This window comes from Aureisphaera galaxeae, assembly GCF_028561275.1.
In the GTDB taxonomy this organism is placed as follows: Bacteria; Bacteroidota; Bacteroidia; order Flavobacteriales; family Flavobacteriaceae; genus Aureisphaera; species Aureisphaera galaxeae.
In genome coordinates this window covers 288,271-302,208 of sequence record NZ_JAQQTF010000018.1, presented here as the reverse complement: position 1 = coordinate 302,208, position 13,938 = coordinate 288,271, and the positions used below count along the sequence as shown (strand labels likewise).

Sequence of the window (13,938 nt, the reverse complement as noted above, 5' to 3'; positions counted from 1 at the left end):
AAGAACAGAAAGTAAAGTCGAAAGGCTTTACTTTTTGTTTTTGTACTGGAAATTGATGGGAAATTAGGAACCTACTTTGTAGATTCCCCGTTGAATGGCATAGATCACCAAACCAATACGGCTTTTAACGTTCAGCTTGTCGAACAGCGCTTCTCGAATGCCATCTACCCTTCGTTTGCTGAGGTTCATTCTATCCGCGATTTCTTTGTAGGTCAATTCCGTACAGGCCCATTGCAGCAATTGGGTTTCCTGTTGGTTAGGATGATAGGTTAGGGTATTTAGGTTGCTCAAAATTACTTTATTGGCTTCTTGGGAATAGTAATATCCTTTGTCACGCATGTCTCGAATGGCATCGAACAGTTCATGAGGCTCGGCATCTTTGAAAATATATCCCGTAGCACCACATTTCAGCATTTCGATAATGGAAAAATCCTTTTCATTCATAGAAAGGGCTGCCACCTTTATGTTTTTGTAGATTTCCTTGTGCTTGTACAGTTCTTTGTGGGTGTCGGGAAGATGTCCCAATAACCACTTGGTGGTCTCAAAACCATTCATTTCCTTCATTTCAATGTCCATTAAAATGATATGGGGCAATTCACTTTCCTTGCAGAAGTGAAGCTTCTTTTTTAGGTCTTTGCCATGATCGGCTTCAAGGCAGATGGTAAAGCCCTCAAAATCCTCAATAAGTTCGGCAATGCCGTGCCGCATCAGTTTATGATCGTCTACAAGGCCAATTCGGGTAGGTGTTTCAGGATTCATTTCAATGGAATTTTAAGTTCTATGAGGGTGCCTTCTTTCTCGTCACTCTTCATAAGAAAAGTGCCGTTCATGAGTTCGGTACGATTGCGCATGCTAATAATGCCGATTCCTTCTTCAATAGGAGAAGAATGATGGAAACCCTTGCCATCATCTTGTATGGAGAGTTGAAAATGGGAACCCAAATGCACTATGGCAATAGTGACGTTGCTTGCTTCCGCATGCGACAGTATATTATTAATGGCTTCTTGAATTATACGATGCAAGAAGATTTGGGATTTGTCATCCAATACCACTTCAATGTCGCTCGTGTGAAAAATGGTCTTTAGATCTGTTTGCTTTCGTACCCGTTCCAACTGGCGCTCAATGTTCTCTTCCAACGTATGGCCCGAAATGTATTTGGGATCCATTTCTTTAGAAAGGTCTTTTACCTCAGCTATGGTATTGGCAACCAATTCCTTGCTTTGTTCAATTCGATCCAAATCGAGATCGTCTTTTTGAATCAGTACCTTATTCAAGTTCAATTTTATAAGGGAAAGACTCTGTTGAATATCCCCGTGGATACGCTCTGCAAAGGTTTTCAAGGTTTCTTCCTTAGCTTCGAGTATAGCCTTGGTAAGTTCTTGCGAAATGGTGTTTTCCCGTTCTGCAAGTTGTCGTTGTTTGGCTCGGTACTGGGCAATGGCAATGACCACCACAATGGCGAAAATGAATATCAAAGCAGAGCTTATAATGATTACGGTTATGATATCTTCATCCGATGAGAACATACAAATCCAATTCCAATTGAGGTGTATAAAAAGATGTTGAATCCCTTCTGAATGATCGTTGAAAGCAACTCCAAGGATTCTGGCCGAACCAAGAGAATGTTATAGGCAATATTGAAGGGGGTGATTCCTGAATAGAAAATAATGAGTCCCCCACAGATCCAGATCAACGGGTGCGCCACGAATTTCCTGCCTTCCAACGGTTTTATAACAAACAAAGTCCAAATACTCCAAGTACAGATTAAAATTCCACTTACGGTGTAGACAAATGTGATGAGTTTGTCATTCAACAAAGGTATTTCGAGCGATAACAGGATGACCAAAAGGAATACTGGTACGGAAATTAGGATGCCTTTTCTTAGATACCGTCTTCCTGTATTCAGCACATAAAAGAATGAAGCGTATAAGAAATACTCCAAGGGGATGTATATATTATAAAGGTATGGCTCGGTGGCAAGTCCCCAGTATTTGTTAATTTCGACCAAGTACTCTACAAACAAACCTAATCCCATGACTCCTAAAAGGATTTTCAAGGCTTTATGGTACTTATAGGAAAAGATTCCTATAAGAAACGCAAGGGTAAAAACAGTTAGGTAAATGAATCGTTCGGTGGACATATTTATTGGCTAAACTTTTTCATCCTAGGTGATCGGAACTTTTCTATCCGAAATTTCCTTTAGGGTTTCCCCTCCTCCCACTTGAATCATTAAGGAAGGTTCTGAAGGGGAACGATCGTCTAAAACACTTTTGAACCGTTCTTCTGGAGGTTCAATATCCTTATCCCAAACGATAAGGTCGTTCCTGTCTTTATCCGTGCCCACCATTACTAAGGTGTTGGATCGTCTACCACTGGTATCCCTTCCATGTTTGGCAAAATAAAACCGGATTCCTGTACAATCCTTTTGGGATAATAAAAAGAGAATAGGGCGAGCATCGAAGGTAATGGATACGATTTCGTCCTGTCTTAAATTGGGATCGTCCCAAACATTTTCTTTAATAAGCTTTAGGGCAAATTCCTTGGTAATGGGTTTGCCGTGATTTTGGCTAAAGTCTTCGAAGGGAATGGCGATTTCACCCTCTATTCTAGTGCCGTCCCTTTTCTCTCCTTTATGTGCAATAATGCTGAAATTTAAATCGGACATAGTATTGGATTTAAAATTAAATAACTGATTTTCAAATAAATGTACGACTAAACTGGGAGGAATAGTACACCTAGAGTCATATTCGGGTCTTTTTCACGTGGGATTCGGGAAATGTACCACACGAGGTTGGGGAAAAAAACAGCTTCCTTCGGAATAAGGCTTTAAAATGACCACTTAAATCCCCAGTTCTTTTCCTGTCATTTTTTGGTAAGGATATCGGCATTTGAGATAAAAATACGTGCTGAATACCCGTGCTCATTCCCCTAGATTCGGAGGGTCCCGAAACTACCTTGCTTCCATTATTAATTTAAATTTTTTAGTCATGGGAGTACCCGAAAAAGCAATGAAAGCGGCCATAGATGGCCCGGAAGCCAAGAAGCTAAAGATTAGCGAAGTTGGAAGTTCCAAAAAACATGAGTTTAATGTAAAACCCGTATCCATGTCCGTGAATTGTGACGGCGAATTTATTGTATACGGACAGATTTCGCATTGTCTTAAATTCCGTAAGGACGATCAATGTTATTTCCTTTTCAAAAAGAAGAGGACTGCAGTAACACCGTCCTCACCTAATAAGATGATCGTAGAGAAGAAAGACGGTGGATTGGTAAAAACCATTACCGGTCCCTTAAAGCCCATCGGCATCGCAGTAGGGGCCTACTTTGGGCAGGATGTTAGTAAGTACTTTGATATGCTCGATAAGCATGCCGACAAACTTTCGTTTGTGGATATGGATTCGGGATGGGAAAGTGCTGTACGCAATTACTTAGCCGTATTGAGCAAGCGTATAGGTTCGCCAAGACCATTGCGAAAGCAAGGCTTAACCTTGTTTCAGCATCACATGTTCAAAGGAAAAACGAAAGCCATTAAGGTAGGCCAGAACATTACCCACCTTAAGTCTTCCGGTTGGAATGACAGAGCGTCTTCTTTAAAAGCCCTTGTGCCAAAAGGCATGAAATTGGAGGTGTTTAAGCACGACAATTTTAAAGGTGACAAGATTGAATTTGGCTGCGGAAGCCACTTCATACGGGATCTGAAGATTCACAAACTAGGTGACGAACTCACCAGTGTTCGTTGGAGTAAAGCCTAACATTCAAGAAAAGAGCCTGAAAATCTTCAGGCTCTTTTTATATAAAATTATATGGTTAGAACTGACACTGCAAATGTGTCAGAAACGAAAAAATGAGATGTATGTCAGGTCCAAAAATTTGTGTTTGTCAGGTTTACAATTCCTTGATAAAAGTGTTAAGTGTAGCGTTCCTTTTCTTTATAAGGGTTTGCGGCGCATTTGGAAATTTTGGTCCTTTATATTGGACCTTCCTGTCAGTGACAGTGGCAATAAGGAAAGAAAAATGTCAGTGCCAAGATGTCGTCTGCATCCATGAATTTAAACCACTGCTCTGGATTCTTGAAATTAACACCAATACATCTTACTGATTTTCAGTGAATTGAATAAATGTATGGTCAGATTAACAAATATTTAAAGCTTCATTCACGTACTATTGGTCTGGATTTTGCTGTTATATAAGCGAACGATTGTTCAAAATACCTAGTAGTGTCTATGTCCGTCCGGACTAGGCCATCCCTCCCTCATTAGGTAGTAAATCTCCCCTTCAAAAAGGGCCATTGGCCCACACATTTTTTTATTAATTTTTAAACCATTTTAGTTATGGCAAAGGAACCTATTGTTTCTACTTTGTTCCGGTTCGTCACGACCCGGAACCCGAAATTGTTATCAAAAACAGAAAGAGAGAGGGGATTCGTTTATTATCCTTCAAATGAAAAATCGAACAGTCATTTTTTAATTGACTTAGAGGATGAGAAGGATCCCGACACCCGAAGGACAATGCTGGAGGGCAGAACCGCAACGTACAACGGCTTGAGCAAGCGAAGTACTGTCGAGGCCGTTAAACCGGACCTTTATGAGTTTTCTCATTGGCTCATGGAAAACAAGAACACGCTCACTATCGATCAGGTAGGGAGTCGACTTGCGGCACCTACGTTGCCGACCTTAACAACGAGCCAACTTATTACTCTTTGGGACAACCTGCATTATCAGATATTGACCAAGAAATCCGCTGCAGTGCGAGAGGCTATTATTCGTATGATTGTAGCCGACAACTTCCTGAAAAAGGACGATTCGCGAACCGCGTTAGCAGAAAAGCTTATTAATAGCGATGAGGAATTGCAACGTCTGGCACATGCCTATGTGGTCATTGAGGACGGGGTGCTGAACAATCATGCATCTCGAAACAATGCCCCTATTGGACAAACCACAACGCAAAAACAATTCGGAACGTTGAACAAGCAACTTGAGTCTTTTGAGGCCAAACAGAAGTTGGACACGTTGCGAGAGGTAAAGAAAGAGTTGAAAGGGCGTGTGGAAGTAAATGAGCAGGAAAACCGTGATGCGTATGCACAGGCAGTAACAACCTATGATAGTGCTTTAAAAACGGCCTATGACAATGCTACCAAGTCGGTAGACAGTCAGACAGGAGAGATCACGTATACAAATCTTGTACTACCCACTCTCAATTACACTCCGGCTAGTATTTTCGATAGCAACAACCTTCAGGGCAAGGTAGGGGATACGACCCTCAATATCTTCAATAAAATTGTAGCAGAAGGTGTTAATAATGAGGAGTTACTGTTCAAGAAGTTGAACGAGGAAGTGCAAAGGCAGAGTGAATTGTACCGAAAGGGAACCAAAAAAAGCACTCGAAGCATATTATTCAATGGAAGTATGATAAAGGTGGGGGCACCTGCCATTCCGGTAAATAGCTACTCGGCAAGTGCTATCCAAAATCCCAAGAATCTGGACATGGTGATGGTGAGTATTAACCTTGTCACAGGAAACTCCGATTTAAGAATTACTGAAACAGATCTTAGTATTGTTTTCGAATCAGAGGTTTCGGCCAATAAATTGGATGTCCTGCAAGTGGATGCTGCTCCAGGGGCCATGATTTTGTCGAACAATGAACAAGAGATCACCATTCCATCAGGGGCCAAGAGCCTTACCTTAACAGGTACGATTACTTTGGATGGCGATGAAATCCTTGAAGTAGATACCGAGCTTATTATAGGTGGACAAAAGAGCAATGGTGAAATGACGAATCAAAAACATGCTCAGGAATCTAAGAAAGTGGAGCACCACGGTATCAAAAAGATTGGGGTGGCCGATTTCCGCAGGGTTGAACAGGAAGTATGCTGTTATGTTCCAGGGGAGGTATCTCATATTGAGAATATCTTGGCCAAGGAGTATAAGGAGCGCTCTACCCGACGTCTTTTAAGTACGGAAAATACGACCGAAGTAACGGAAGAAAACGAGGTAGAAAACCTTACAGATACTACTACTTCCGAAAGGAATGAACTTGCTACCGAGGTCTCGTCTATTGTCAATGAGGATAAAGCTTATAGCTATGGCGCTTCTGCTGGTGTGAGTGGTAGCTTTGGTGCAGGACCAGCTAAGACTCAGTTCAGTGCAGATGCCTACTATAACGGAGCATCTTCGTCCTCTTCTTCCAACTCGAACAATACTTATCAGAATTATGCAGAGGAGGTTACACAACGTGCCTTGGAGCGTGTAGTGCAGAAAGTGACCAAGAAGCGTACTTCAAGAATCATTCGAGAGTTTGAGGACAGTAACAAGCATGGATTCGATAACCGAGAGGGAATTAGTCATGTAACCGGTGTGTATCGTTGGGTTGATAAAATCTACACGAACAGGCTTGTAAATTACGGAAAACGCTTAATGTATGAGTTCAACGTGCCAGAGCCCAGTCGCTATTTTAAACATGCCATTATAGAGACTATCGAAGGGGAGAACCCAGAGCAGATTTCTGGTATCCCTGGAGGATTGTTGGCACCGCCGGAGCCGCCACCAATAGATTTTGATGCCACGGATATTCAACCGGAAGATTACCATGTGAAAGCTGCGCTTTACAAAGCGGTTGTAACAGCTCCACCTGTAGAGGAGATGTATATAGGGCATTCCTTTGCCTACACGGCAGCCGAGATTGGAGGGGATTTCCCAGGACTTAACGAGCGTAATGCAGAGAAAGTAGATCTGGAAATACCCGAAGGCTATGAGGCATATAAGGCCTCTGCTAATTGGCGTGATAGTGAGGATGGTGGTAACGAGTATAGTGATACAGTTGTTCTCGTTGGAGGCAGAAAAATGATGGACAGGGGTGAACTTGTTGATATCCTTCCACATGTAGAAAAGATTCCGGCCTCGTTCTCGCAGGTGGGACATATTGCAGGGAACTCCTCGGTTTCTGTTAAACTACGATTACTTCCAGAAGCTATGGAGAAATGGCGTAACGAAACCTACGATGCCATTGTAGCGGCCTATCAAGATCGTGTAAATGAGTATAACGACTGGTTGTACGCCAATTTTGAGCCTACACTTCCAGAGGTGGAGAACACTACCAAGAAGCATGAGTTCAATCCATTGCTTAACCGCGCATTGGAGAAGCGCGAGTTGAAGCGATTGGCTATAGATATGTTGGCTCGACCTTTTGGTATTTCGACGGCGAGGAATCATTATCTCACGAAACTTACACACCCACACTTAACCTTGTCTTTAGAAAGACATGCGGAGTATGTAAAGTTCTTTGAGCAAGCGTTCGATTGGGAGATCATGGCCTATATTTTCTATCCGTATTTCTACTCCAACCGTTGGCGTTGGGATAGTCTTATCCTAGAGAGTAACGGTATTGATCCTATTTTCCAAGCCTTTTTACAAAGTGGAATGGCTCGCATGGTCGTACCGGTACGTCCTGGTTTTGAAAAGGCTGTGGCCTATTTCATGGAAACAGGGGATGTTATGATGGGAGACCAATTGGCGGTAGAACGTGAAGACGACCTGTATCTGTCCATTGCAGAAGAAATGGAGCAGACCGAAGGAAAAGTGGAAAAAGAATGGGAAACCCGTGTACCTACGGCACTTACCATTGTACAGTCCGATTCGGGCCCACTTACGGAGAACGGTTTACCATGCTGTCATAATGACGATGCCACCCAAAATCTGGCATATGGAAGTAGCATTATGGTCGGCGGTACGACGTCTGGAGTATAATCAATAATTATTGAACCGCTCTCTGGGTCGAATCTGGGGAGTTGAGACCTGGGGGGTGGTTCTTTAAAAAATTAGAAAACATGAATAATACATTTGAATTTGGAGAGTTGTTCGGGATTGAATCCCCGCTCACAATATCTACTTCTGACAAAAAAGACATAACCGGGTTTTATAATGGGAAGATTAATTTTGAAACCTTAGTTGAGGACATTAAAGTTTCGAAGACAGTGGGACTACTACAGGGGTATAGCTATAAGGATTATGTAAGCAATACCACTTCAACCGTAGAGGTTACGGATAGGGAAACTTTGGAAGTGCATTCCTCCACTTTTCTAGTGGATGTTCCATTTAAATTCATAGACAGTAATCAAAAGGAACGCGCACTTAGGCTCTATGGAGCTCTTAATAAGAAGGATGCGAATGTCCGAACTGATATTTATGTGGCGCGGACGTCTATAGATTTGGAAAAGAAGAAAGTCTCCTATAACATCCTTTTTGTATATGAGGGATTTGACCAAAGAAAAAATAATACAGACAAATCAGATATCAACCGGGTGGCTTTAGCCATTTCCACAAACTCATATGATGACTACCATGCAGCCTACGATTATTTGGCCTACAAACGAAGCCAAGTAGAGCAGGAGGTTCTCAAGAAATACACTACTGCCTTCTTAAAAGCGGAACAGAAGGTGTCGCAATTGGCTTTTCTTTACAGGGAGGCACCCGAATTTGTATTGCAGAACCGAGATGATGACTTAAAATGGGGAGACTTATACCTTATTTTGGATGGTTTGGTAACTAATAATAAAGAGAAAGCTATTATTCGTTTATTAAGATCATTGGCAATAGATTATTCGCTGGTTGTAAAAAAGGATGAGGTGAGTGAAAATCGTTTAAGGAATAGAATCAATAACTTTTTTTATAGGTTATCGCTGAAGGGACAAAACGGTAGTCTTTTCGAAAAACTCTATAAAAAGATTAATGACTATGGAATTGGCGATGACAACTTTACACTTTTTATTCAGGAACTTTATAAGTTTTGGTCATTAAGTGATTTTGCCAATCCGAACTACACAAAAAACCAAAAGCAATACACTGGTGGTCCTGAGGTTCTTCTTTACGATACAAATAAAGTCCTTGGATTTTACAATAACGATTATAGCTTCGATTTTGTAACAGATAAATCTCGGCTTAAGATTAAGGTAACCAAGGAGGAAACCCGATTAGACAATACAAAGACGAACCCTGGAAAAGGTGGGCCTAAATTGGAAAAGGAGATAAAGGATATAGGGAAGTATAATATCTTTCATCCCATTACCCTTGCAAATGTACCTAAAGAAGGAGAAATTAAAATTCCAACCAATGTCATACCTGCTTTTTACCTTAAAGCCTTCGATGATAAACAGCGTTGGAGTAATGTTGATAAAGGTATCTGGTTAGGGGTAGATGTGGTAACCACAATAACAGGTTTTGGGAACTTGCTAAAGTTGAGGCACCTCAGGCATCTTACGAAACTTGGACTCATTAAACCCAATAGGATACTGTTTAATATAAAAACTGCAGTAAGTATAGCCGAGATTACAAGCGGAACCTTAAATGCTATGTTGACGCTGGCGGATAGTGATAGCCCATTTGCAAATAAGTTACGAGAATATCTATTTTGGCTGGAGATGGTGAGTTTAGGCAGTGATGTGCTGGTAGAAAGATTGTTAAGGAAATCTGCTAGGGAGACGTTGGATGTTGGGGAGGATTTATTATATAGCTCTCCGAACAATGTTAAGAAAAAGGAACTTGAACAGACTTTATACCACTTGGCCCAGATAGTTGAGGAGTCAGCAGATTATAGTTCCCGTTTTGCTCGGACCTTTAGTAAAGCTGTAGACAAGGTAAGTGCAAAAATTAAAAAGTTTGAAGACAAGATTAGGAATCTTGATGTTGAAGACGGAATGATTCTTAATAATGCAAGAAAAATTGAAATCAAGCACCAAGGGAAGAAATATCCAGACTATATTGACTGGAGTCATGTGCCAAGTTCTAAATTCAAAGGATCTACATTAACTCATAATCATCCCAATAGTTCAGGATTGAGTTTAGCTGATGTAAAAGTGTTTTTGAATTTTGAATTGAGAGAAATAAGGGCCATTGGAAAAAATGGCACTATCTTTAGTATGATAAATGTTGGAATTACTACCAAAAGAAGGAAGGATTTACTTGATCTAATCGATTCTCAAGAGGCATTTGCAAGGCAAACCTTTACAGATGCAGGGACTTATTTCCAGGAGGCTTATGTGTTCAGACAGGTCTATGATGCGATGAAGGGAAGTGTAGATTATGTGAAATATATTGAATAACCTTTTAAAATATAGAAATATGGAAATTAGAGATATTAATTTAGGATTTTTGTGGGAAGAAAGAGGAGGGCCTATATTAGATGCTCCAGATCCTTTCTGGGAAAAGTGGAGAGAGGATAAAGTGAAGTTTTATAGTTTTATGAAAACTGAGCCCATTCACAAAATAGTGGAATTAATGGTGATTGCTTATAAGGATAAGTTCCCTAGAGATTATTGGTCTTCCAATTTTTTGAATGAAAAGATTCGACAAACTGATGTAGAAGAGGACGAAAACGGATTCAAAATCTATGGGAAAGACTACATGCTTCGTCATGATGTCATCTCTTTTGCCGATAAGGAGAAAATAACCGATGGGGAATTTGAGTATTCTTCTGAAATAAAGATAGAGTTTATAGAAGGACGGGATCTTACCGTACCTATAGAAAAGGTATTGGAAGGAAAAGACTTTAGTAAGAGTACGTTGGGAGATACCGTGGTTTATACAGTTGAAGAAAGTCCTATATCGCAATTAGAGGTTACCCCGAGAAGTTTTAAGATTATTGTAAATGAAGACTATTATGTTTATCTAGGATATTAAGCATAGCTATGGGTCGTTCCGGCTTTGTAATTACGAGTTTTAGTTCCAATGGGTAATACACATGTTAACAAAAGAAAAAGCGATAGAAGTAGCGAAAAAGTATGTGAAAGAAGATGAAACGGAGTCAGGTATTGAGATGATCATATTACATAAATATACAGTGGAGAAAGCCTATGGTTATGTGTTTCATTATACGAACAAAAAGTATCACGAAACAGAGGACTTTCAATATGCCATTGTAGGAAATGCTCCTTTTTTGGTAGAGAAAGAAACAGGAAGAGTTATTGTCTTTGGAACAGCAAGACCCCTCGAATACTATATAAATGGCTACGAGAATGGTACTTGGGAACCTAGTGAAAATGGTATTTGGGTACCTGAAGAATAGATACAAAGTATCCTTATTAAATGATACTCGCCATAGACGTATATTACAGGGAAGACGGCACAGCCAAAACAGTTGGTGTCCTCTTTAATTGGGACGATACCGAACCTCTAGAGATATACGAGGAAACCTTTTTACAGGTGGCAGCATATATTCCAGGGCAGTTTTACAAACGGGAACTGCCCTGTATCCTCAAACTGCTGGATCGGGTAGATTTGGATTCGTTGGAGGGTATTCTAGTCGATGGACATGTTTTTGTCGACAATGACGAAAAACTCGGACTTGGAGGTCATCTTTGGGAATCGCTCAATAAGAAGATCCCGGTAATTGGAGTGGCGAAAAAGTCGTTTCACAATACAGAGAAAGTAAGCATTCCGATTGTCAGGGGAAAGAGCAAGAATCCCTTGTTCGTTTCCTGCGTCGGAATGGAGCTCGATCTTACCGTGCAAAGGGTTCAGAATATGAAAGGGATCTATAGGATTCCAGACATTTTAAAAACACTGGACCAGTGGACAAGAAAGAAATGATCGGGTGAGTTGAGTGGGCTTATGCTTATGAAGTTTTTCAGGCAGATGAAGATGCTCAAGAGGAATTAAAATATACGATATAGTAGTCCTGTTATCACTATCTCTCCCCAGGATGGGAATGTTACTTCCCATCACAGATAACAGACATGGCATATTGATTTATTACAGCAATTGCACGTAAAAGTGTGATAAAACATCCTATGGTAACATAGGGATGTCAGACGTGTAATGGAATTATTCAAAATTTAATACACTGATAATCAAATATTTAAAATTATGATCGTACTGCTAGACAATGGCCACGGTGGCCTTATTAACGGAGATTACCAAACCCCAGGCAAACGACAAGATTGGGGTAACGGAAATGTCATTTACGAAGGGGAATTTAACCGCGCCATTGTAAACGGCATTATCGAGCAGTTAACCCGTCTCGATATCGCCTATGTCAACTTGGCCCCAGAATATTGGGATGTTCGCCTCGAAACCCGAGTGAAAAGGGCCAATAAATATCCCGCTAGTAAGAGCTTTTACCTAAGTGTTCATTCCAATGCCGGAGGGGGCAACGGATGTGAGTTTTTTACCTCACCCGGAAATACCAAGAGCGATAAGATTGCCACCATTTTTGGCGAGGAATACAAAAAGGAGTTTCCCAATAGGAAATTGAGAACGGACTTTAGCGATGGTGACTTGGACAAAGAGCGAAGGTTCTATGTGCTCACCAAAACCAAAATGCCGGCAGTACTTACGGAGAACTTTTTTATGGACAATCGGGAAGAATTCGACCATATCCTTATGACCCGAGAAGGGCGCAGCAGGATTGTAGATTATCACGTAAAGGCCATCGTTAGGGCCAGACAAGAATTATTTAATTAAAGAACAAAATTTAGACACAAATGAAAAAGATAAAAAAAGTGGTTATAGCTGTTCTCATTGTAGGTTCGGGGATGTTTTTTTCCTCATGCACAGCATTACAAACAGCACCCTACGACCAATATTCCTATCAAAAATCGGTAGAGATAAAGGTCGAAGCTTCAAGACTTATGGATAAGGCAACCCTGCCTTACTCCGATCATTTGGAGGAGATCGAATCCCTCTCACTGGAGATTGAGAAGATCGTAGCGTACGAAAAGAACAAACCCAATAATGGCATTACCTATACCATGTGGCAAATCTTGTCGGACGAGGAAAAGAACCTGCTTTCGGGCTTCTTTAAACGATGGAAAGAAAAGGAAACCCTTTCTGGCATTTTCGTTACCGAAGCAAAAGCCCAGGTAATGGAAGCCATGGATCTTTTGATTCGGTACGAAGGGCAAAAGGACAAAGAAGCCAAAGAGAAACTGTTGGATTTAATAGCAAACAATTAAAAAAATGGATATGGAATTTGAAGATATATTAAACGAGCTGAAAGAGCGACTTAGCCAGCTCTTCGGAGAAAAGTATGGGGAGTTTGGCCGGGAATCCAAAAAGGATATTGAAGCCTTTCTAGCCGCTTCTCAGGAAAAACTGGAACGATGGACGTTACTGCTTGCCAACGGAGGTCTGTCCTCGGACGATTTTCAGTGGCTGGTAAAGAGCCAAAAGGATCTAATAGCGCTGAAAGCCTTGGAAAGGGCGGGAGTGTCGAAAATAAGCCTAGGCCATTTCAAGAACAGTGTCATCCAGACGATTTTCGATACGATAGAGACGAGAATTCCTTAATTCTTTGGTTATTATGGAAAATGCGACCGTTAAAAAGCCAAAGACCATCGTAAAATCCATCAAGGAACAGGACATTGCAGATAGTATTGCAAACTGTTTGGAAGGAAACAATTATTGGATCACGGCAGATCGTATTGCCGAATGCCTCGAAGTATCTGTCCAGGAGGTAGAGCAAATTGCTGTCCAATCGAACAAGGTGTTGATCAACGGTCAGGGACAGCTGACCACGAGACAATTATACAAGGAACGCACTCCTTTTATTGGGAGGCTTATGGATATTTTTAAAAACAGAATTGATTAAAATGGAATTTTTAACGACCATATTTTCGGAGGGAGTTGTCCTATCCGCCGTTGGCGGGTTGGCGTATCCCTTGCTAACATTGTTGGAGCGTATGCAACAACCCAAAGCAAAGAAGATAGACCTTAAGGATTCCTCTTTTTATATTTCGCTCTTCATCTATTTCTTCTTGGCTACTGTGGTAGGTTATATCTATTTTAATGGTAAAACCAATTTTGGGGTCAACGATCGCTTACTCGCTGTACATGTAGGCATCACTGCCCCGTTACTTATTCGGTCTTTAGCTACCGCAATACCGAAAAGCTTTAATAGGAATCCTAGAGAGTAAGGTCTATATAGCTTGGGAAAAGACGAAAAGCAAAG

15 protein-coding genes are annotated in these 13,938 nt (G+C 41.0%); 11 read left to right on the top strand and 4 right to left on the bottom strand.

Annotated elements, in window-relative coordinates; translation table 11 throughout:
- Nucleotides 1–63: 63 nt before the first annotated feature.
- Genes POV27_RS18440 through POV27_RS18425 form a run of 4 tightly spaced genes read right to left on the bottom strand, consistent with a single transcriptional unit; the run spans nucleotide 64 to nucleotide 2,665 of the window.
- Nucleotides 64–759, bottom strand: a complete 696-nt coding sequence (locus tag POV27_RS18440; RefSeq protein WP_272864269.1) for a response regulator — start codon at nucleotides 757–759, stop codon at nucleotides 64–66.
- A complete protein-coding gene (locus POV27_RS18435) occupies nucleotides 756–1,526 on the bottom strand; it encodes a sensor histidine kinase (protein ID WP_272864268.1) in 771 nt (256 codons plus the stop codon). The genes POV27_RS18440 and POV27_RS18435 overlap by 4 nt, the downstream gene beginning before the upstream one ends.
- On the bottom strand, nucleotides 1,499–2,140 hold the full coding sequence (locus tag POV27_RS18430) for a hypothetical protein (protein ID WP_272864267.1): 642 nt from the start codon (nucleotides 2,138–2,140) through the stop codon (nucleotides 1,499–1,501). Before POV27_RS18430 ends, POV27_RS18435 begins: the two co-directional genes overlap by 28 nt.
- Before the next feature lie 24 nt (nucleotides 2,141–2,164).
- Nucleotides 2,165–2,665, bottom strand: coding sequence for a hypothetical protein (locus tag POV27_RS18425; protein WP_272864266.1), 501 nt, complete (start codon nucleotides 2,663–2,665; stop codon nucleotides 2,165–2,167).
- Nucleotides 2,666–2,987: 322 nt separating this feature from the next.
- Between POV27_RS18425 and POV27_RS18420 the strand changes: the two genes are divergently transcribed.
- The 11 genes from POV27_RS18420 (at nucleotide 2,988) to POV27_RS18370 (ending at nucleotide 13,903) form a co-directional block, all read left to right on the top strand.
- Nucleotides 2,988–3,752 (top strand): hypothetical protein, encoded by a 765-nt coding sequence (locus POV27_RS18420; protein WP_272864265.1) that lies wholly within the window; start codon nucleotides 2,988–2,990, stop codon nucleotides 3,750–3,752.
- Between the two features lie 579 nt (nucleotides 3,753–4,331).
- Nucleotides 4,332–7,742: a hypothetical protein gene (locus POV27_RS18415; RefSeq protein WP_272864264.1), complete on the top strand. Its 3,411-nt coding sequence runs from the start codon at nucleotides 4,332–4,334 to the stop codon at nucleotides 7,740–7,742.
- Between the two features lie 80 nt (nucleotides 7,743–7,822).
- Nucleotides 7,823–10,093 (top strand): hypothetical protein, encoded by a 2,271-nt coding sequence (locus tag POV27_RS18410; protein WP_272864263.1) that lies wholly within the window; start codon nucleotides 7,823–7,825, stop codon nucleotides 10,091–10,093.
- Between the two features lie 19 nt (nucleotides 10,094–10,112).
- A complete protein-coding gene (locus POV27_RS18405; protein WP_272864262.1) occupies nucleotides 10,113–10,670 on the top strand; it encodes a hypothetical protein in 558 nt (185 codons plus the stop codon).
- Nucleotides 10,671–10,731: 61 nt separating this feature from the next.
- Entirely contained in the window at nucleotides 10,732–11,055 is a 324-nt protein-coding gene (locus POV27_RS18400) for a YrhB domain-containing protein (protein ID WP_272864261.1), read from the top strand.
- Between the two features lie 20 nt (nucleotides 11,056–11,075).
- The gene (locus POV27_RS18395; RefSeq protein ID WP_272864260.1) at nucleotides 11,076–11,579 is read left to right on the top strand and encodes an endonuclease V; all 504 of its coding nucleotides are present in this window, start codon (nucleotides 11,076–11,078) and stop codon (nucleotides 11,577–11,579) included.
- Between the two features lie 276 nt (nucleotides 11,580–11,855).
- On the top strand, nucleotides 11,856–12,452 hold the full coding sequence (locus tag POV27_RS18390; protein WP_272864259.1) for an N-acetylmuramoyl-L-alanine amidase: 597 nt from the start codon (nucleotides 11,856–11,858) through the stop codon (nucleotides 12,450–12,452).
- 20 nt (nucleotides 12,453–12,472) lie between these two features.
- Nucleotides 12,473–12,943 (top strand): hypothetical protein, encoded by a 471-nt coding sequence (locus tag POV27_RS18385; RefSeq protein WP_272864258.1) that lies wholly within the window; start codon nucleotides 12,473–12,475, stop codon nucleotides 12,941–12,943.
- Between the two features lie 10 nt (nucleotides 12,944–12,953).
- Nucleotides 12,954–13,277 carry a hypothetical protein gene (locus POV27_RS18380; RefSeq protein ID WP_272864257.1) on the top strand — a complete coding sequence of 108 codons (324 nt, stop codon included), beginning with the start codon at nucleotides 12,954–12,956 and terminating at the stop codon, nucleotides 13,275–13,277.
- 13 nt (nucleotides 13,278–13,290) lie between these two features.
- Complete coding sequence (locus POV27_RS18375) at nucleotides 13,291–13,578, top strand: hypothetical protein (protein WP_272864256.1); 288 nt, start codon at nucleotides 13,291–13,293, stop codon at nucleotides 13,576–13,578.
- Nucleotide 13,579: 1 nt separating this feature from the next.
- Entirely contained in the window at nucleotides 13,580–13,903 is a 324-nt protein-coding gene (locus POV27_RS18370; RefSeq protein ID WP_272864255.1) for a hypothetical protein, read from the top strand.
- Nucleotides 13,904–13,938 lie beyond the last annotated feature (35 nt).

Bases quoted from the DNA above. Each gene is read 5' to 3' on its own strand.
- POV27_RS18380 (WP_272864257.1), top strand. From the start codon at position 12,954: ATGGAATTTGAAGATATATTAAACGAGCTGAAAGAGCGACTTAGCCAG.
- POV27_RS18435 (WP_272864268.1), bottom strand. From the start codon at position 1,526: ATGTTCTCATCGGATGAAGATATCATAACCGTAATCATTATAAGCTCT.
- POV27_RS18370 (WP_272864255.1), top strand. From the start codon at position 13,580: ATGGAATTTTTAACGACCATATTTTCGGAGGGAGTTGTCCTATCCGCC.
- POV27_RS18415 (WP_272864264.1), top strand. From the start codon at position 4,332: ATGGCAAAGGAACCTATTGTTTCTACTTTGTTCCGGTTCGTCACGACC.
- POV27_RS18440 (WP_272864269.1), bottom strand. From the start codon at position 759: ATGAATCCTGAAACACCTACCCGAATTGGCCTTGTAGACGATCATAAA.
- POV27_RS18420 (WP_272864265.1), top strand. From the start codon at position 2,988: ATGGGAGTACCCGAAAAAGCAATGAAAGCGGCCATAGATGGCCCGGAA.
- POV27_RS18400 (WP_272864261.1), top strand. From the start codon at position 10,732: ATGTTAACAAAAGAAAAAGCGATAGAAGTAGCGAAAAAGTATGTGAAA.
- POV27_RS18395 (WP_272864260.1), top strand. From the start codon at position 11,076: ATGATACTCGCCATAGACGTATATTACAGGGAAGACGGCACAGCCAAA.
- POV27_RS18385 (WP_272864258.1), top strand. From the start codon at position 12,473: ATGAAAAAGATAAAAAAAGTGGTTATAGCTGTTCTCATTGTAGGTTCG.
- POV27_RS18375 (WP_272864256.1), top strand. From the start codon at position 13,291: ATGGAAAATGCGACCGTTAAAAAGCCAAAGACCATCGTAAAATCCATC.
- POV27_RS18405 (WP_272864262.1), top strand. From the start codon at position 10,113: ATGGAAATTAGAGATATTAATTTAGGATTTTTGTGGGAAGAAAGAGGA.
- POV27_RS18390 (WP_272864259.1), top strand. From the start codon at position 11,856: ATGATCGTACTGCTAGACAATGGCCACGGTGGCCTTATTAACGGAGAT.
- POV27_RS18410 (WP_272864263.1), top strand. From the start codon at position 7,823: ATGAATAATACATTTGAATTTGGAGAGTTGTTCGGGATTGAATCCCCG.
- POV27_RS18430 (WP_272864267.1), bottom strand. From the start codon at position 2,140: ATGTCCACCGAACGATTCATTTACCTAACTGTTTTTACCCTTGCGTTT.
- POV27_RS18425 (WP_272864266.1), bottom strand. From the start codon at position 2,665: ATGTCCGATTTAAATTTCAGCATTATTGCACATAAAGGAGAGAAAAGG.